An 18884-nucleotide genomic window follows, 5' to 3' on the forward strand; every position below is an offset into this window, starting at 1 on the left:
CTGTTGGTGAGAATCGCAATCACCGGATGATCACGGACCCTCGACGATGGTTGCCAAGCAATGCACGCATCCGGCTGTGTTTTCGATCAGCTTCTTGGCCGCGATCATCGGCGACTCGGTGCGAACGATACCGGCAAACTGGTACGCATCGTCCAGATCTTTCTCGCTGGGAAGGTGCGAGTCGCGTTGCCGAAGTTCGTTCAGGCCCACAAGCATCGTGGTTGCGCTAAAACCGTCGCCACCAGCCTCGTCGATGATTTTGGCGAGTCGCTTCAATGAACCGGTTTTTTTGTCCATGTTGCTGGTCCTGCTTTTTAGTAGCTCCATGTCCATTCGCTCGACAATTGTCCGAACGATGTTTTTGGCCAAGGCAAAGAACGCCGGTTCGTCCGGTGCTGCGAAGCGATGAATTTCGCCCCACAACCGTGCTTGGGCAGCGTGCTCTTTGAACAGCGGTTGGCCGAACGCGTTGCTCACAGCTTGGTCAAGCCTTTCGGCGGCGGCGGCGAGTTTTGTTTCTGCCGCGGTAGTTCGGGCCGGGCGACATTCCATCTGTGCAGCGGTGAGCTCTGGACACACGCCCCCGTCCGGCGGGACATTGTGCGAGACAAACCGTTCTTGCCACCATAGCGGTAACTCCCCAACGTCCTTGGCAAAGAAGTTGATCAGCTCCCGTTTGTTAACACCAAAGTGAACTGGCTCATGGCCGGGGATGTCGATGAATCCGGTGTCGGCGGAAGCCCAGCGAAGCCTCGTCCGTGAAAAAGACAGGACGGTCGTGACCAAACTTGGCGAGAACCAGATCCAGCGATTCGGTGGACGAATCAGATCGACCGCCGTCAAACGCGAATCATCGTTGTCAACGACAAAGCGAACTGTTGGGACGACATCGTCGCCACGCACAATCGGACTGGCATCCGCAGGCGGAACGGTTTCCATCAGCACCATCTCGCAGCCAACGCGGTAGAGTTTTCGTCCCTCCGTGTCTATATCGTGTCTCTTCCGCCAGGTCTCACGTTCATCGTCAAACTTGTAGACGGGTACATCGTCGTCGTGGTCGGTTTCAGCGAACCCGTATGCCGAGATCGCGAAAGGCTGCCCGTAGCAGCCGCCGTCTTCGTTAATTTCGCGTACACCAAATTCGTACCACGACGATTCGTCGCGAGTGTCGGCAAACTGAAAGTCGGGTTTTGAATGCAGAATTGCACAACGACTGCGAAAAGTACCAATAACGAGCTGGGATTTGCGAGCGCACAGGTAATCCTTCAGGTGTTTCGCTCGGATTTCCACGGTGTGGATCGTGCCATCCTCCGATCTCTGGTTCCGGATGACCTCGCCGTACCCTTCAAGTGCATAGACCCACGAGTCGCCGAGTCGTTCGAGCTTCAGTGCGCAAATGAGGTCCGGCGAAACCATGATCTCACGGCCGGAGCTGGTGTGGTGCTCGAAAATCAAAAACTCGCCGTCGACGAACTCGTCATTTTGTTGGACATGATGGTTCCAAAGCTCTCGTGCCGGGGAATACATCCCCTCATTTGCTTCGGGGCGATTTCCGTTCGCACAATGCAATTCGTTCCAGCTAAGTTGCTCACGAAGTTTGTCAACGAAACTTGGGAAGATCGCCGCCCGCGTGACGACCACGTCTTCCTCAAAGTCAATTTCGGGCCACTGTCGTTCAGATTTTTCAATCTCTTGATAAAGCGGAATCCACGATGCCGTTCGCATTCGACGTTTCCGCATCGACTTCATCTCAAACCATTCTCCGTCCCGTGCCATTTGGTTTCCTCGATCCGTTCCATTGTTGTCACTGGTTGTTCGCTCACCTTCGAGCAAGCGATCCGATATGATTACCACTTACGCAATTTCACCACAAAGGACGTTAGCAGGACACAGCCTTGGAAACACAAGTTCGGACACCGCAATTGGTCTTCATGCATCCACAGCGTCTGGTAGTCCCTCTCTTTCAGCGTCCGTACGTTTGGAATGAAGAAAATCAGTGGGAGCCTTTGTGGTTGGACGTGACTCGGATGGCGGGGCGGGTGCTCGAAGCGCCGGCGGCGAAGCACTATCCGCACTTTCTTGGTGCAGTGGTTTTGCAGCAAGTGCCAAATTCGGCGGGCACAATGCAGGAGCGGACGATCATCGACGGGCAGCAACGATTGACCACGTTGCAACTGATGTTCGATGCATTGCACGCAGAATTGGTAGCGGCTGGTGCAACAGCGCCGGCAATGCGATTGGAAACGCTGATCACCAACGCGGAGGCTTTCCGAACCAAGCCAGAGGATCAGTTCAAGGTTTGGCCGACCAATCGAGATCGACCAGCGTTCAATGCAGTGATGTCGGCTCCCCTGCCGATTGACTACGAAACGGTGGACTGCGGCGACCAACGTATGGTGGCGGCGCACCGATTCTTTGCCGGATCGGCGGCGACTTGGTTGCGCGAAACGGGCGATGATCAAATCGCCGCACGGGCAACTGCGATCGAGACTGCGGTCCGCGATCTATTGCAGTTGGTGGTGATCGACTTGAGTGCGGAGGAGAACGCACAGGAAATCTTTGAGACGCTCAACGCTCGAGGTGCTCAACTGACCGCCGCGGACTTGATCAAGAACTTCATTTTCCAACGGTTGCTGGAAAGCGGTGCGGATGTCGAGGACGCGTATGTGCGGCAGTGGCGTGATTTTGAATCGGCGTTCTGGGAATCTGAGTTCAGTGTTGGGCGAATGCGTTATTCGCGTTCTTCGATCTTTTTGAACCATTGGCTGATTGCAAAGACTGGCGATGAAGTCGTCGCCCGTGAAGTGTTCACACGCTTCAAACGATTCGTCAACGACACGAATGATCCGATGGATAAGTTGCTGTCTCGTCTGACAGATGCGGCCAAGATCTACCGCGAGTTCGTTGAGTCAGGTGAACGAAAGTCCGGCCCGATGGATCGGCTTGGTCTGTTCGCGTACCGAACGAGTGTCATGGAGAGCGAAGTTATCAAGCCACTGGTGTTGGTGTTGCTTGATCCGGAGGAAGAGGCTGTCCCGGACGACCAGCTGGAAAAATCGCTGAAGACCATCGAAAGCTGGATGGTTCGGCGGATGCTTTTGCGAGCGTCGACGAAGAGCTACAGCCAAATTGTTGCGGAGCTAATTAGGCAATTGCGAGGCAAAGACAGAGAGACGTTCGGCGACGCGATCGAAAAGTTCTTCCTCGGCCAGAACAGCAATAGTCGATATTGGCCAGACGATCAGGAAATCATCGAGCACCTGAAGGTGCTGCCGGCATACCGGCGGCTTGGTCGCGGACGATTGCGGATGGTTCTCGAAGCGGTCGAGGATCACCTACGCGGTTGGACGGACGGCAAGAGTGGTTTAGGCGGTGAACGTGTCGCTCGCGCCAAACTGGCTATCGAGCACATCATGCCGCAGAAGTGGGCGGCAAATTGGCCGATCCCGGATAGCCTTCGCGGTGAAGGCGAGCGTGAAGCTCTGATTCACACACTCGGCAACTTGACGCTGCTGACGTCGCGTTTGAACTCAAAGGTCTCGAACGGACCATGGCTAGCAGAAGGCGGTAAGCGAGCCGGCCTAGAAATGCACGACGTTTTATTCATGAACCGTGAATTGCTAAAGGGTTGCAAAGGGGAATGGACCGAGACAATGATCCGCAGTCGATCTGAACAAGTTGCAACGATCATCACGCAAATCTGGCCGACGCCGGACGGCTACAAGTCTGGATTTGCGACGGAAACGGTCCGTCCGCGGCACCGTGTCGACCTAAGCGATTTGATCGCGGCAGAATTGCTAACCCCCGGCGCGATATTGAAGCCGCGGCCTAAGAAGCATCGCGGTCAAGAAGCGGTGGTGCTCTCGGATGGGCGCATCGAATGGAACGGCCAATTCTTTTCTAGTCCGTCGCTCGCTGGCCGTGCGATCGCCGGACAAACCGCCGTCAACGGTTGGTATTTTTTCTCGATTGAAGCCGACAAGAAAAAGGTGTTGAATGCTCTGCGGACCGAGTACCTCGATGCGATTGCCGCGGACCCGGAAGACGATGATGCTGAGGAATGACGATGCGAACGTTCTCCATCGTCTTGCTCTCTCTGCTGTTCATAGCCGCCGGCGTCAATCACTTTGTTTCGCCGGGCGTTTACCTGAAGATCATGCCGGAGTATCTGCCTTGGCCGTTGGCTTTGGTTTATGTCTCCGGGTTCTTTGAGGTGCTTGGTGGGGTTGGCGTTGCGGTGCCACGACTGCGACGAGCGGCTGGGTGGGGATTGATCGCTCTGCTTGTTGCCGTATTCCCGGCGAATATTGACATGCTGATGAACGCGGACCAGTTCCCGGCGATCCCGGTTTGGGCGATGGTTGCTCGGCTGCCTCTGCAAGGCGTGCTGATCGCTTGGGTTTGGTGGGCGGCGGTGAGGCGGCCGGATACGGCGAACGCGGCGGAGGACGCATCGTGAACGAACTGGTGCAGGTGTTATTGCTGACGACGATGGCGGGGGCTGCCATTCCGATCGGCGGTGTGATCGCAATGTTTGAGAAGATTTCGCCCCAATGGATTGAAGAAGAGTTTCGTCACAGCGTGATCGCGTTCGGCGGCGGCGTGTTGATCTCGGCCGTTGCCTTGGTGCTGGTTCCCGAGGGTGTTCAAGTGTTGTCGCTGGGCTGGATCGTGGCCGCATTCGTTGCTGGTGCGGTTGTGTTCTGGGGTTTGGAGACGCTGCTGGCGCGGTCGAAGAGTTCGATCGCCCAGTTGGTCGCGATGCTGTCCGACTTCATCCCCGAGGCGATCGCACTGGGAGCTGCATTCGCGCACGGCGAGAAGACGGGGTTGCTGCTGGCGGTTCTGATCGCATTGCAAAACTTGCCGGAGGGTTTCAACGCGTACCGCGAGCTAAATACGAACGGGGACATCGGCGGCAAGAAACTGGTCTTGTTGCTTGCGGCCTGCATCCCGCTCGGTCCGCTGGCGGGATGGATTGGCTACGAGCATCTCTCGGTGTACCCAAGAGTCGTCGGCTTCATCATGCTGTTCGCCGCCAGCGGGATTCTTTATTTAACGTTCCAAGATTTGGCACCGCAGTCCAAGGTCGAGAACCAAAGGGCACCAGCAATCGGTGCCGTGCTCGGATTCTTACTCGGCGTCGTCGGCCAAGTCTTGCTCGACGGATAGTTCACATCGCGGCCCTCAATTGAGGCCGGAAGCAGGCAATTTGGCTTTCTCAGTGTCTCTAAATCACATGACCCGTCTGAAGACGTTTGGGCTCCGTTTCGGTGGGTCGCTACGAACTTGGCGAGCGGAAACATCGCGATTTACAGAGTCAAACGATGTTCTCAACTGGATCGAAAGGGAGGTGCCGACGGCTCCTAACCCAAACCGGCTAAGAAACGGAGAACGTAAGAATTCTGGCCCAGAGACCGAAATCCGGGCGCCGTCGCCGGCCAGAGTGTTCTCGGATGTCTGAGACGACAGAGAAACCGCCGCGACGATCGTTGACGCAAGTGGTTGCGGGATAACGGGATAAAACGAAAAAAGCCGACGTGGGAGCCACGTCGGCTTTTCGTTTACCGTTGGGTCGGAAAGTGTTCCAACCTTTCAGAGAAGTTGCGGGAGCCGGATTCGAACCGACGACCTCGAGGTTATGAGCCTCGCGAGCTACCGGGCTGCTCCATCCCGCGGTATGATGAGACGTTCCTGGTGCTTCGGAGGTTCGCTGAAAAACAACTTGGAAGCAAGGTGATTTTGGAACAACTTTCGCTGGCTCGTCTTTTGATAAGGTTGTCTTAGGGACGGTGTTTTGTCAACCGAGGTTGCTAAGAACCTGCGAAGAATTTTTAAAACTGACTGCCGTCCATCCGTTATGCTGGCCTAAACTTGACGTAATGCGGACGCTTCGGGTCTGTGTTTTGCAAAACATTGCCGTCGACATTGCCCTCGGTTTGATCACCCGACCGGGTGGCATACTTTTCTTCTATTCCCACACGATTTGTGACTCCGCCCAGGCGGTGCCATTAGGCGTCTTTTCATGAACCACTCGGATCCCACATCCGCAGATAGCTCGGGCGATTTTCCGCCCGTGGTGCCGGATCCAGGTGCAGTGACGCCGACGAACGTGCCCCCGCCGTCACCTCCGCCACCGTTGCCTCCCCCGCCGCCTCCGCGTGCGAGCTTGCCTCCGATCGCGAGACCGGTCCCACCGGCGCCCCAACCGCCGCAGCTGCCCCCAGCCCCGACGACGCCCTCGGCCCCAGCAACCGACGCAACGGGGACACACACGCCTGTTCCGCGGACGCCGCAGCCCGCCACGGGACAGCCGGCCGGTGCCCCTCAACCTGCACAGGCACCTCAGCCGCGACAGCAACCGCGGCAACCTGCGCAACCCCAACAACCGAGGCAACCGGCACCGAATCAACGGCCGGCGCAACCGCAACAAGGCGGACAACAGCAAACTCGCGTCAACCGCCCGGCGACGCAACAACGGACACCGAATCAGCAATCGGGACGCGGGGCAGCGAATCCAAACAACCAAGCGAATGGCTCGGCACGGGCCACCTCGACACGGGCAACCGCGTCTTCGTCCGCCGCTGCTCGCCAAGCCGCGACCGCAGACGCGAACGTCCCACCGGCAAACGGTCGAACCAAAGTCGGCGCGAGTTTGATTCCGCGTTGGCGTGGAACGGTCGCACCTGCGGACGAGAAGAACGAACACGACGAAGAGTTGCTCGAACCGGTCCGTCGGTCGATTCCCGCGTGGTTGGTCAGCATGGTTTTCCACATGATCCTGCTGCTCGTGCTCGCCCTTTGGACGACGCCGATTGGCAGAGGAATCTCTCGCGTCGTGCTGGAGTTCGGTGAAGCAACCGAATCCGAATCGGTCGAACTCCAGGAGTACGCCCTCGAGAGCGCGGAATCTCAGCTCAACGAAGATAGCGCGGAAGCGGAAACTGAGATCCCGGTCGACATGGAAATGGAAGCGGTGATCGAATCACTGGACTTTGCCGAGCCAACAGACATCGTCCCTACAGACATCGGGGCGTCGGCGTCCGAAGCGGTAATCAAACCGATGTTCGGTGGTCGCAGCGGCGCGATGAAGTCGGCTTTGTTGGACATGTACGGCGGGAACTCGGAGACCGTCGAAGCCGTCGACCTCGGCCTGAAATGGCTGGCCCGCCAACAACAAAAGAACGGCTCGTGGAGCATGCGTGGCCCGTATGACGACGGATCGTTTCAAGAGAACCGTACGGCAGCGACAGCGATGGCGTTGCTCGCGTTTCAAGGCGACGGCAACACTCACTTCGACGGCCAGTATTCGTCGGTTGTGGAAAAGGGACTCAAATATCTTTTAAACAAACAACGACGCCGAGACGGTTTCTTCGCGGCCGACGAACCGCACCACCAACGATCCTACGCTCACGCTCAGGCGACGATCGCGTTGTGTGAACTCTACGGCATGACGCGAGACTCGAAATTGCGAGTGCCCGCCGAGGCCGCGATCGAATACTCGACCAGTGCTCAAGGACGTGAGGGCGGATGGCGATACGATCCACGATCGGACTCGGACCTGTCGGTGACGGGTTGGTACGTGATGGCGTTGTCGAGTGCTCGGGCGGCGGGGATCGCAGTGGACCACTCGACTCTCGCGATTATCGATGGATACCTGGACACCGTTTCGGTTCAAGACGGTGCCGGTTATTGCTACCAAAGAGGTCGACCGGCGAGTCCCGCGATGACGGCCGAAGGACTGCTGTGTCGTCAATACTTGGGTTGGCCGCGTGAACGCGAAGCAATGGCCATCGGACTGGGAACCCTGGTTCAAGATTGGCCGATCAGCCCCGATTCGATGAACGTCTACTATTGGTACTACGCTACGCAGGCGCTGCATCACTACGGCGGTTCGGCATGGCGGATATGGAACAGCAACATGAAAGTGGCGTTGCCCCGCATGCAAGTCAAACGCGGTGCGGAGGCGGGCAGTTGGTCGCCTCAGGCGGATGAGCACGGCAACGCGTCCGGCCGGTTATACACAACCTGTTTTGCGATCTACTGCCTCGAAGTCTATTACCGTCACTTGCCACTGTATAAGTTGGCCGAAAAGTAAACGCGGGCCATCTCGTCGCGGATGAACTGAATCAAATGGCTGGGTTCACGCGTTCGCCGCGAGAACTTTTTCAAGGCATACGTTAGACGTGCAGTGACGCGAGCCATTTCGCGGCCCGTTCGACGTCGTCTCGGTGCTGTTCATCGATCAAACCTCCGTGGCCGAGATCGGCGAGCGTGACGATGCGATGCGTTCCCGCGTAGGCGGCATGAATCTTTTGCTGGATCGCCGGCAGAACAAGTTCATCGCGTTCGGACATCAGGAACACCGCGGGGATCTGAGACCGCGAGGCGGCTTCGATCGCGTGAAGCGAGTCCGGGATTTTGGATACGACGGGCTTCATCAAACGGCGTGCGGCATAGCGATCAGCGACCCCTAGAACAACATCGGAAAGCTGCGGCGGGTTGCGAAGCCAAAGCACGAACCGATCCCGATCGGAATTACCGGGACGCCACTGATCGAGTCGAGCGGCGAGAGACAGCGCGGGCAAGCATCCGAGGCTGTTGCCACAAATCCAAACTTGGGTGTTTGCCGCCAAACGCGCCGCGAGGACCTGGGACGCGAACGTTTCGGCTGCGGGAGCGAACGATTTCAACGTCGCACGACCGCTGCTGCGACCGTACCCCGGAGGGTTCCACGTCCAGGCTTCGTAGTGCTGCCCCGGATGATGGTAGCGGTTGTCGTCGTAGGGCGGGACCAGGTTGGCGGGGAACGCGGAGGAACGTTCGGCGCGTCCGGCAGTGCCGGGGAACTTGAGCAGCAGTGTTTGCGGTGGCGGGATCGGTGCCCAATCTCGAGCCAGATCGGTCGGTTCGGGCGAAGTCGGCCGTGAATCGGGCAACAGGTTGGTTGCAACGAAGGTATCGAGTATCGACGATTCGGTTCGCTGGGATTTCCCGATGTCCGCAATCGGAATCACACATCGGATCAATCCCTCCGGTTGGATCGGATGACGCGATGGACGAAGAACGAAACGATTGAGGAGATAGTTAAAAATGGCAGGACGTCGATACGAGGTGACGGGCCGCGGAGGTTTTGGACAATCGCGTTTGGCGATTTGCTGCTCGTTTTTGGCCCCGGCTCATTGCGGCACCCTGAGTGACCGCAAGTCGCGAAAACAACAAGCCGTTGGTGGGTGCTAATTGAGTTTCAGGGTACCGACGACGTCGCTGACTTGGGTGGCACCGAGTTCAGCGAGGGCGGCGGGGAGTTCGTCGATCAATCGCATCGAAAGCGTGGGATCGTAGTAGTTGGCGGTTCCGATTTGAACGGCCGACGCCCCCGTCACGAGGAACTGCATCACGTCGTCGAGGTTCGAGATACCTCCGATCCCGATGATGGGAATGTCGACGGATTGTCGGACTTGATGCACACAACGCAGCGCGATGGGTTTGATCGCCGGACCACTGAGGCCGCCCATTCCGTTGCCGAGGATCGGACGCTGTTTCCGCCAATCGACAGCGATGCCCAAGACCGTGTTGGTGAGGCAAACGGCATCGGCACCACCCTCGGCGGCGCCTCGTGCGATGTCCGCGATGCTGGTCACGTTCGGTGTCAGTTTGGCAAGGATTGGCACGTCCGTCGCTTCCCGAGCCGACGCGACAACACGTTGGCACGATTCCGCGTTCGTCCCGAAATCGATCCCGCCGCTGACGTTAGGACACGACAGATTCAGCTCGATGGCGGCGACGCCTTCGCACTCGCCGACGCGACGGGCGAGGTTCGTGAAGTCTTCCACCGTTCGACCGGCAACACTCACAACGATCGGTGTCGACAGCCCAGCAAGATAGGGCAAGTGATGTTCAAGAAACGCATCGACGCCGTCGTTATCAAGCCCGATCGCGTTGAGAAGCCCAGCCGACGTTTCGACCGTTCGCCACGGGGCGTTTCCGATTCGGGGTTCGGCGGTGATCGTTTTGGGCAAGATGCCACCGAGCCGATGAAGGTCAACAATCTCCTGCATCTCGCGCGCGTACCCGAACGTGCCTGAGGCGACCATGATCGGATTAGGCAAAGTCAGTCGGCCCAAGGTGGTCGACAGCGTGGGAGCGTTCACGTCGGTCAATGAGGTCATCGCAGAATCAATCGGTTGTGAATTTGATGAATGAGTCGGTCGGCAACGTGTTTCTTGTTACCCGAGATGGTTTCGAGCACGGTGCCCACGGGGTCGAGGAGTTCGACGTGGTTGTCCGACGCGTCGATGGCCTCGGGGCCGTTGCTGACCATGAGGTCGCAGTGTTTCTTTTGCAATTTAACGGTGGCTCGGAAGCGACGATCATCGGTTTCGAGTGCAAAACCGACAACCCATTGGTCGGCACGTTTTGATTCGCCGAGCACCGCGATCACGTCGGGCGTTTCAACCAAATCCAACTGCAACGGGCGGCCGGTCTTGGATAGTTTTTGATCGGACACGTGCAACGGCTTGTAATCGCAAGGTGCCGCGGCACCGATCGCTCCGTCGCAATTGGGAAAGACCTCGCGAGCGACACGCAGCATGTCATCCGTTGTGATGACCTCGATGACTTCGGCCGCTTTGGGATAGTCAACCGAGACGGGGCCCGACACGATCACGACCTCGTGGCCGAGACCGAGGACCGCTTCGGCGAGAGCCGCCCCCATTCGTCCGCTCGACGCGTTGGTCAAATAGCGAACGGGATCGAGATATTGCCGCGTCGGTCCGGACGTGATCAGAACCTTTACGGGTGCCTGTTTGGGATCGCTCACGTAGACGCGTCTTTGCGTCCGTGACCGGATTGTTTTTCAACGACCGAGGTGATGATTTCCTGCAGCCGTTCTCCGACGATATTCATGTGAGCGGCGGCGAGTGCGAAGAGTCGTTTTTCGGTTTCGGCGAGCACTCCGTCCGCGGCCATCATTTCGATCAGGTCCGCGAGCATTTCTTCCCGGGTGGATTCGTCGGGCGGCAATTCTAGGGCCGCGTCGTCACCGAGCCCGAATTCTAACGCGGCCTGCAATTCGGCCTGACCAAGCCCCAGTTCGACACAACGGTCGGCCAACAACGCGACTTCACGTCCGCCGATCGACCCATCGGCCAACGCCATCACGACGATGTTACGCAGCTGTCGCTGACGCTGGGTGTAGTTCGGTTCGCTCATAAGAAGAAGATTACAGAATGAGGACGTGCGGCAGAGTGGGAAAACGCTCGATCGAACTAATCCGGGAGGGGGCAGGTCGCCCTCAGCCGAGGATTTGTCAAAGGATATTTCTGACGAGGCCCTATCGTATCAAAAAGGAGACCTTGGTGAATCGGGCAAGCGAGCGAAGACACGTATTGTCGCAGCGGCCGACGTGAGGCCGCGGCCGTTCGGTGAATAACGATCCAGTCACGCATGAACGCATTGGCTCGATGCAGGTCTCGCTCAGCGTGATCGAATCAGATGGCTGTCCTCGATACCGAGGCTCACCATGACGGGCCGAATCATCTCGATGAAGCGGTCCGCATCAACCGGGTATCCCGCAGTAGGACGAAACGCGGCAATGGTTGATGTCCCACTCGTTTTTGCCTTCCTACTCTGTCTAGCGGCGTTGCCACGACTCTTGCCCTGGTTGTATGACAACATGGCGTCACGGAAATAACCGTTGAGTGAAGCCATCGCGAGCTCTCGCAGGTATTTTGCGTGAAGCGAACTCAGAGCGACGGGAACGAATCGGTCGCCCTTGACGGTGAAGTGCAATCGCACGGGAAGCGTTCCACGCTTAGTTTCGTAGACACTCTGCGTTTTGCTTTCGCTGACAATCTTGACCGGTTCACCGCCGAAGATCTCTTGGATCATCCCAGCGTAATACCGACGTCCTCCGTGCCGATCAAAGAAGATTTGCACCGGTTCATCGTCGCAGGCCTGCGAAGCTACCGGATCGTCTCCGGTGCGACGTTTGGTTGACGTGTTTCTCGACTTAATGGGTTTGCGTTTTTTGGCAGCACGTGTGACTTGGTCGAGCAGATCGACGGCCAAACGGATACTGGTTTCGCCGAGCAGGTCGCTCTTGTTGCCACGCGGCGGCAGATCGCCTTCACCACCACAAAACCGGTTGAAGGATTTGGCATCCACCATCCGAGCCGCCACGTCCACGATTTCCCACTCGCAACGTGCCCACTGATCGACGGCGGCCTGGGTTTGGGAGGCGGGTACAAACTCAATCAATCCCGAGCGCGGTCCCGCGAGAGCCTGCAACCAGGCAACGTTCGCAATGTTCTCGTGATCGACCGGCAAGATCGAAGGCAATCGTTCGGCGAGCAACGATTCCGTGCGACCACATGCGTGATGCGACACCGAGACCACCGCGTGCAGCGTCGTTAGTGCACCGCCGCGAAAGATTTGTTTGGAGTCATCGACGCGAATCGCGATCTTTCCGACGTTGACGGATTTCGCAATGTCACGAAAAGGGTCAGGCGCAAGTTGATCGACAGAAATGCCAATGCCATCCTGCGTGACGCTCGACGATGGTTCCTCGCGACGCCACGCAGTGGCCGCGACAACGAGCGGACCGAGCTTGGGTCCGTAACCGGCTTCGTCGATGGCGATCAACCACATCGTCGGTGACATCCTATGGGCGAGTGACCCGAGCCCGCTCGGGGGCTCACGTAGGCGCCCGGTTCGCTTTGACTCGTTTTCGAAACTGATCCCAGAGGACAACAAAGCTCGGGACGAGAACCGTGCGAACATAGAGCGTGTCGATCAACACGCCAAGGGCGAGAGCGAACCCGAGTTCCGTGATCCCACGAAGCGTAGTTTGCTGGGTCGCGGCCACCGGATCGCTCGACGGCCATAACAATTCGACCAACGGCGGCCACCACGCCGAGGACGTCATGGAGAAGAAGGTCGCTGCCATCACGATACCGCATGCGGTCACGATGCCACCGGTTCTCGCGACGGCGCGGCGGACGGCGGCGAGCGACCCGAGCCGCTTGCGTTCTTCCATGATTCGCGTCACGAGGTAGACGTTATAGTCCTGCCCCACGGCGACCAAAATCACAAAGAGGAACAGCGGCAGTTTCCAGTCCAGCCCGAGGAACTCGGGACCGTCGATCGCGCGGAAAAACCAATACGTCAAACCGAGCGTCGCGTAATAACTCAGCAGCACCGTCGCGATCAAATACAGCGAGAGAGCGAGCCGGCGGATCACGACAATCAGAACCGCGAGCACCGCGAGAATCACCGCAATTTTGATTCGCCGCGTGTCACGCAACGTCACCTCACGGAGGTCAACGATCGAAGCCGTCGTGCCGGTCGTGAACAACTGCCAGTGCGTTCCCGTTTGAGCCTGCACTTGATCGAGCACCTTTTCGATTTCGCTGGAGACCAATTTCAATTTCGCGGCGGCATTTTGCGAAAACGGATCTTCTTGAACGATCGCGTCGAGCCGAATCAATCGCTGCGTGTAGGTCGGTTCGTTCGCGACAAAGTGCAATCGCGCGAGTCGGTGGTTTTGCAACGTGCGTCGACGCCACGCTTCTTTGCTGAGCAGGCCCATTTCGCGTTCGGGCGGGAAATCGCCGAGCGGATCACTCAACGAACGGACACGGCGGACGCCATCGAGTTTGTAAAGCCTGCGGATCAGTTTGTCGCTGGTCGTCGCGATCGCTTCATCGGATTGTTCCGTTTCAGCGAGTGCGAGGATCGAGATCGGCGCGAGTTCCCCGACACCGAAATTACGGTCGAGCAAATGCATGCCCTGGCGGCTGCCCGCCGAGTGGTGCAATTGGCCACTGAGATCGTAGGTGACGTCTTGCTCGTGATAAAAACCACCTGCGGCCGGAAGGATCAACAACAACCATCCGGCAGTCAATGTCCAGGCGGGATAACGCGTTAGCACGATCGCGGTCGCGTTCCACATCCGACTGCCCGACATCAAACTGCCTTTAGCCGACAGACCGCCCTTGGTCGACAGACTGCCGGTCGCGGATTCACCGCTGTTGATGTCACGGTTTGACAACAGAGCGACAACGGGACGTTCGGACTCTTCGACAATTGGTATCGGCCAGAACACCTTTGGACCGATCAAACGCAAACACGCCGGCGTCATCGTCATGCAAACGAGCAAACCGACACACAAACAGATCGCGATAATCGGACCGGTGTGGTGAAATTTCCCAAAATCAGCAAACCACAACATCCCCAGACCGACGATCGTGGTCAACGCGCTGCCGAGCAATGCACCGGAGACGTTCGCGAGAGCCCGTTCACAGGCGACCGGCCACGGATGGTTGGCGGCTTCCTCACGCAGACGGGAGATCAAGAACAAACAGTAATCCGTGCCGGCACCGAACAAGATCACCACAACAAAGATGCGACTCGTTGTGTAAACCTTCAGATCCAATCCCAACCAATCGACCGACCCGGCTAACCAAGTCAGCATCGTGACGACGGCGGTCGCGACCATCACCGCCACGGCGATCGAAGCCAGGGGAACAGCGACCAACAGGGGCGCCCGATAGACGACCGCGAGGATGATCAAAATCATCCCCACCGTGAACCATTCCGTGTACGTGATCGCGGAGCGGGCGGCGAGCAGGGTTTCGCCACCGATCGCAGCCGAACCGGTAATCTTGACTTTCAAATCTCGGGCTTGGCCGCGTTCCTCGGGAGCAAGGTACTCGAACTGATACTCGACGCATTGGTCGACGATTTCTCGCAACTGTTCCAGAAGCTCGATGTTTCCCGTCGCGGCCAATTCACTGGCCAATGTCAGGACGGCGATCCGAGATCGTGGCTTTCTCAATTGCCCACCGATCACGGATTCTTTCCAACTGTACACGTCGAGCAGAACGGTCCAGTCGTCGAGATCGCGTTCCAGAATCGGCAGGGCGGTCTTCATCACGTTCGGATCGAGGACGCGTGCCGATTCGAGATCTTGCTCGATCAGATCGGGGTCGGCGCACCGAGCGAGTGCCAACTGACCACGATCCCAATACGCGATGGCCAACCGAGGTTCGTACGCCGTTGGTTCTCGCTGAGGCACGCGATCATCGAGCAGTTGATAGAATTCCGCGTCGATTTCGATCGCTTGGTCAAACGCCTCGACCGCGACGCCGAGCCATCGCTGTGACGACTGTCGTTTGAACCGCTCGTTCTCATCGGGCAACACCGCCGACTCGATCGAGTTCGTCGAAACGGTAAACTCAGTCGCAACGTCGCCGGCCGATGTAGCCGCGATGACATCAGGGTCCGCATTCGAATCAGCGTCCTGATTCGGATTTCCGTCTGGACCGGCGTCCGCGTCGGGGCGAGTGTCAGGGTGTGGCAGGATGATTTTGGAGTCGTCGACTTCGCCACACGCGATTTCCTCCGAACGCATCCAGCAAACTTCGCCGAGTCGGTGATAGAGTCGACGGAGGATATCCAGGCCGAGCAACCGATCCTGTCGTGTCCATTGGTCGCTATCGCGGGCCAACGCGACCACCATTTGGCTGCGTGAACGAGTTCCCTTGAAGGCTTTGTCGAGCAAGCGGCCACCGGCGACACTGATGCGCGTGCTCGGCAGGTAGTCGAAGTCGCCGTCCAGGGCGACGGATTTCCAAGACGGCGCCATCGTCTTAGCGACCACGGCGAGCAACACCCACCCGATCAAAATGATTTTGGCGTGGGAGGTCACGCCGCGTGCGAATCGCATTGCGGGCTTAGTCACGGGATGACCGATCACGTGAACGTCCACGATCGTCGTTACGCGACCGAGATCGTTCTGAACGTGGCGGTTCTTCCGTTTTGGCACCGAACGCGGCCATCGCCTGTCGTAACATCTCGGGCGAAACGTCTCCTGAGAAACGCACGATCTCAATCTCGCCGCCGGGTTGTGCAGCCATGTCCAATTTTTCAATCATGGAAACAATGAGTTCTAAGAGGGATTCACCTTCCGCACTCACCAACAACGTGTTTCCGATTTCGTCGACACCGAGTGACAGTTTCCCATTAAAGGAGAAATCATTTCCCCCGCCGTCGCGACCACTTTCGGAATCCTCCAGACCGGATCCCTCACTGCGGTTGCTCGATCGCTGTTTGCCCCCTTGTCCTCCACCGCCCTTGGAGAACGTTTTGTCGTTGCTGCTGAGCAGATCGCGATAGGCGTCTTTCACCGTTTCGGCGATCTTTTCGGAACGACCATAACGGATGGTGACGAGTTTTGTGAACCGGCTACGCGTCGGATTGATCGGTTCGTCGACGTCCCAAAGTTCGATCAGCTCCTCGATCGTTTTCAACTGACCGTTGGTCGCCCCGGTGACGATGATGGTGCCGGTATCGGAATTCGGTAGAAATTTGAGTTTTCCGCCCTTGGCGAGCCCCGTCGGCCCGGTGTCGGAGGAGTCGTCATCCCCACCCCAGTACCACCGATAAAAGTTATCAGAGTCGTCATCTTTTTTATCATCTTCCTCTTCGAAGTACTCTTCGAGGTCGAGCGTCAGCAGGGTGACAGACGCATTCTTAACATGAAACACATGATACGGCCGCGTCGGGGGCTTCATATCGAGCATCAGGTTCTCAAGGGCATCGAGAGCCTTAGTGTCGTTGCTCGAAAGGATCAAATTGCCGTTCGCATCGAGCCGAATTTCCACCGGAGGCGACTGCCGCGAATCGCCGCGTCTCGTCATCGCCTGCGGAGGGTTCTCGGTCGCCGGTTGAGTGGAGGCGTTCTGCTGCATCGTCAAGGTAAACGGGTTGTCACTGCGTCCGGCCGATGCCTGTGCGTCGTGAGTTACCGAGTTTCGCTCCCGTGCAACGATTGGTTCTTCGGATCGCGGCCCCTCCTCCTCGTTTGATTCGCTCGGACCATCCTCTTCACCGTCACCTTCACCTGATGCCGAGGCGTCTACGTCCTCCGACTCTTCCGAATCGGGATCGTCACCCATGCCAGGTGCAGTGAATTCGCTCTCGTCAGGCAGTACCAATTCGGTGGACGACATTGAATTCCAACGTGCCTTCAGAGCTCGCAGATACTCGAGTGTTTCCGGAGTTGCCGAAGCTTCGATCACCCGCATCGTTTGGCCACTGCCACCGGGAGGCGGTAACTCACCGAGTTTGATTAGCAGTGATCGCACCTCTTCCATTTCCGATTCGTTGGCCCACAGCAAGACTTGACGATAGCTCGTGTTTGCAGCAACACGAAACTCGTCTTCGTCCTTTTTGTCGTCATTGTTGTTGCCGCCGAAGCCGTAATAGGAATACCGGCTTCGACTGCTACTGTCGTCGTCTTCCTTTTCTTGTCCCATCAAAAACGAAATCGATTCGGCAACCGCAGACGCCTCAAGCCGACGAAGCTGAAGAACCTCGAAACGTCGTTTGCCTCCGTCGAGTCGTTCGATCAACGATTTGATAATGAACCTGTCCGCGGCGGCACCGGAAACGATAACCGCGGAGTTATCTTTGTCGACACGAATGCGTGTCGTGGGCTCGAGAACGTTCATCTCCATCGCGATCTCGATCAGCTTTTCCGGATCGAGTGAAACGAGACGGAACACGTCCACCCGCGTGCTGGCATCGGCGAGGGATCGCAACGAACCACCGGGAACGTCAATGCGTTTGATGAACTCCGCCGCGATAGCAACACGATCGATTGGCGCGCGCACGAGGACCGAGTTCTGACGCACGTTCGCGACGATTGAAATTTCGACTTCGGGTTTCTGCTGCGGCGGCTTGCCACCGTTTTGTTGCTGCATCCGCTGCATCATTTGCATTTGCTCGCGCGTCATCGGTGTATTGTCTTTCTTTTCGACACCGAGGAACTCTTCGAGCAAACGTTTCGCCTCTTCGGCGGGGATGTGCCGCAAGCGGAACTCCGGCGCGAGCGCATCGCGACTGGCGACGTCACGTTCCTCGGTGAGCAACCGAGCGACCTGGCGAAGGTTCACGGCCGCGTCCATGGCTTCGATACGATTTGTTGTCGCCAAGGCTGTCAATTTGCCCGAACTACTGAGCATCGGTTTCAACTCTTCAGCCAACTTCTCGGCCGACAACCATCCCGCATCGAGCATCGTGCGAACGTAGGTGTGGTCGGGCAGTTTTTGGAGTTCCTCGACGCTGACCCGTCGGACCATGCCCGGGTTCACGTTGGACGTCTTCGTGATCGTGATCCCGCCTTCGAGCCGCAACATCGTGAAGCCACGGGCGAGCAAGTGGCGATTGATCAGGTCGGCGGTTTCGGAAACCGACAATCGTTCCGGGCTGACCAAGTTCACCGCGTCGCCGGGCAGTTCTTGCCAATCGATCGGTTGAGCCGATATGTCAGACAGCCATCCGATCAGGTCGATCCAACCTTGATTGCGAAACCGAAACGACACTTTGCCGTCTTCGCCAACGGTGGCTTTCAGTTCGGCTGGGTCGCCCTCGGGCAGATCGATCCCGTCACGACGAACGATTTTCGGGGTCGCGGAATCACCGTCCGGATTTCCCTTCTCGTCCCCTTTCTTTTCGTCGGGTTTCTCGCCGTCTTTTCCGGGCGGTCCCGAGGGACCGGGTGGCCTTTCCGCGGGCCGAGGGGCCATCGCGATTCGCACGGGCGCGGACCTCTGGCCGCCGTCGACAACGCCTTGGCCGACAGAGTCGTCACCGGCGATAGCGGGGGATTTGAAATCGAGGGTCAACGCGATCAACAGAAAAGAGCCTGCGATCGAGGTGATACGTGGGTGGGGAAATCGCACGGTTGAATCAGCCTGTGGCGAATGCAGCGGAGCCCAGCGAAGACTCCAAAGTAGGGGTGCGACCAGTATGACTGCTATCGCACCACAAAACAAACGCCAAATCGCCTGTACCGACGCCTGAGGGAAGATGCCCGG

At 57.9% G+C, this 18884-nt stretch carries 12 protein-coding genes and 1 tRNA gene; 4 read left to right on the forward strand and 9 right to left on the reverse strand.

Going from position 1 to position 18884, the window contains the following annotated elements; translation table 11 throughout:
- Nucleotides 1-30 precede the first annotated feature (30 nt).
- Nucleotides 31-1776: a hypothetical protein gene (locus tag FHS27_RS04310; RefSeq protein ID WP_184302119.1), complete on the reverse strand. Its 1746-nt coding sequence runs from the start codon at nucleotides 1774-1776 to the stop codon at nucleotides 31-33.
- A 119-nt stretch (nucleotides 1777-1895) separates the two neighbouring features.
- On the opposite strand from FHS27_RS04310, the gene FHS27_RS04315 reads away from it, so the two are divergent.
- From FHS27_RS04315 to FHS27_RS04325, 3 genes are read left to right on the forward strand one after another with little or no spacing between them, the layout of a single operon-like run.
- Entirely contained in the window at nucleotides 1896-4064 is a 2169-nt protein-coding gene (locus FHS27_RS04315) for a GmrSD restriction endonuclease domain-containing protein (RefSeq protein ID WP_184302121.1), read from the forward strand.
- Nucleotides 4065-4066: 2 nt separating this feature from the next.
- Nucleotides 4067-4459, forward strand: coding sequence for a DoxX family protein (locus tag FHS27_RS04320; protein WP_184302124.1), 393 nt, complete (start codon nucleotides 4067-4069; stop codon nucleotides 4457-4459).
- Nucleotides 4456-5172, forward strand: a complete 717-nt coding sequence (locus FHS27_RS04325; RefSeq protein ID WP_184302127.1) for a ZIP family metal transporter — start codon at nucleotides 4456-4458, stop codon at nucleotides 5170-5172. The genes FHS27_RS04320 and FHS27_RS04325 overlap by 4 nt, the downstream gene beginning before the upstream one ends.
- Before the next feature lie 432 nt (nucleotides 5173-5604).
- On the opposite strand, the gene FHS27_RS04330 is transcribed toward FHS27_RS04325, so the two are convergent.
- Nucleotides 5605-5678 (reverse strand) — tRNA-Met (locus FHS27_RS04330).
- 347 nt (nucleotides 5679-6025) lie between these two features.
- On the opposite strand from FHS27_RS04330, the gene FHS27_RS30965 reads away from it, so the two are divergent.
- A complete protein-coding gene (locus FHS27_RS30965; RefSeq protein WP_246419074.1) occupies nucleotides 6026-8098 on the forward strand; it encodes a prenyltransferase/squalene oxidase repeat-containing protein in 2073 nt (690 codons plus the stop codon).
- Between the two features lie 82 nt (nucleotides 8099-8180).
- Here FHS27_RS30965 and FHS27_RS04340 read toward each other — a convergent pair whose 3' ends face one another.
- The 7 genes from FHS27_RS04340 to FHS27_RS04370 all read right to left on the reverse strand — a co-directional run bounded on the left by FHS27_RS04340 (nucleotide 8181) and on the right by FHS27_RS04370 (nucleotide 18749).
- The gene (locus FHS27_RS04340) at nucleotides 8181-9017 is read right to left on the reverse strand and encodes an alpha/beta hydrolase (protein ID WP_184302130.1); all 837 of its coding nucleotides are present in this window, start codon (nucleotides 9015-9017) and stop codon (nucleotides 8181-8183) included.
- Nucleotides 9018-9236: 219 nt separating this feature from the next.
- Entirely contained in the window at nucleotides 9237-10172 is a 936-nt protein-coding gene (locus tag FHS27_RS04345) for a dihydroorotate dehydrogenase (RefSeq protein WP_009098425.1), read from the reverse strand.
- The gene (locus FHS27_RS04350; protein ID WP_184302132.1) at nucleotides 10169-10822 is read right to left on the reverse strand and encodes a phosphopantothenoylcysteine decarboxylase domain-containing protein; all 654 of its coding nucleotides are present in this window, start codon (nucleotides 10820-10822) and stop codon (nucleotides 10169-10171) included. The genes FHS27_RS04345 and FHS27_RS04350 overlap by 4 nt, the downstream gene beginning before the upstream one ends.
- Complete coding sequence (locus FHS27_RS04355; RefSeq protein WP_009098422.1) at nucleotides 10819-11214, reverse strand: tellurite resistance TerB family protein; 396 nt, start codon at nucleotides 11212-11214, stop codon at nucleotides 10819-10821. Before FHS27_RS04355 ends, FHS27_RS04350 begins: the two co-directional genes overlap by 4 nt.
- 264 nt (nucleotides 11215-11478) lie before the next feature.
- Nucleotides 11479-12651, reverse strand: a complete 1173-nt coding sequence (locus FHS27_RS04360) for a hypothetical protein (protein ID WP_246419076.1) — start codon at nucleotides 12649-12651, stop codon at nucleotides 11479-11481.
- Nucleotides 12652-12697: 46 nt separating this feature from the next.
- Nucleotides 12698-15745: an MMPL family transporter gene (locus FHS27_RS04365; RefSeq protein ID WP_390852599.1), complete on the reverse strand. Its 3048-nt coding sequence runs from the start codon at nucleotides 15743-15745 to the stop codon at nucleotides 12698-12700.
- Entirely contained in the window at nucleotides 15738-18749 is a 3012-nt protein-coding gene (locus FHS27_RS04370; protein ID WP_184302138.1) for a secretin N-terminal domain-containing protein, read from the reverse strand. Before FHS27_RS04370 ends, FHS27_RS04365 begins: the two co-directional genes overlap by 8 nt.
- Nucleotides 18750-18884 lie beyond the last annotated feature (135 nt).

The organism is Aporhodopirellula rubra, assembly GCF_014192335.1.
Taxonomy (GTDB): Bacteria; Planctomycetota; Planctomycetia; order Pirellulales; family Pirellulaceae; genus Rhodopirellula; species Rhodopirellula rubra.

Bases quoted from the DNA above. Each gene is read 5' to 3' on its own strand.
- FHS27_RS04345 (WP_009098425.1), bottom strand. From the start codon at position 10,172: ATGACCTCATTGACCGACGTGAACGCTCCCACGCTGTCGACCACCTTG.
- FHS27_RS30965 (WP_246419074.1), top strand. From the start codon at position 6,026: ATGAACCACTCGGATCCCACATCCGCAGATAGCTCGGGCGATTTTCCG.
- FHS27_RS04360 (WP_246419076.1), bottom strand. From the start codon at position 12,651: ATGTGGTTGATCGCCATCGACGAAGCCGGTTACGGACCCAAGCTCGGT.
- FHS27_RS04310 (WP_184302119.1), bottom strand. From the start codon at position 1,776: ATGGCACGGGACGGAGAATGGTTTGAGATGAAGTCGATGCGGAAACGT.
- FHS27_RS04355 (WP_009098422.1), bottom strand. From the start codon at position 11,214: ATGAGCGAACCGAACTACACCCAGCGTCAGCGACAGCTGCGTAACATC.
- FHS27_RS04320 (WP_184302124.1), top strand. From the start codon at position 4,067: ATGCGAACGTTCTCCATCGTCTTGCTCTCTCTGCTGTTCATAGCCGCC.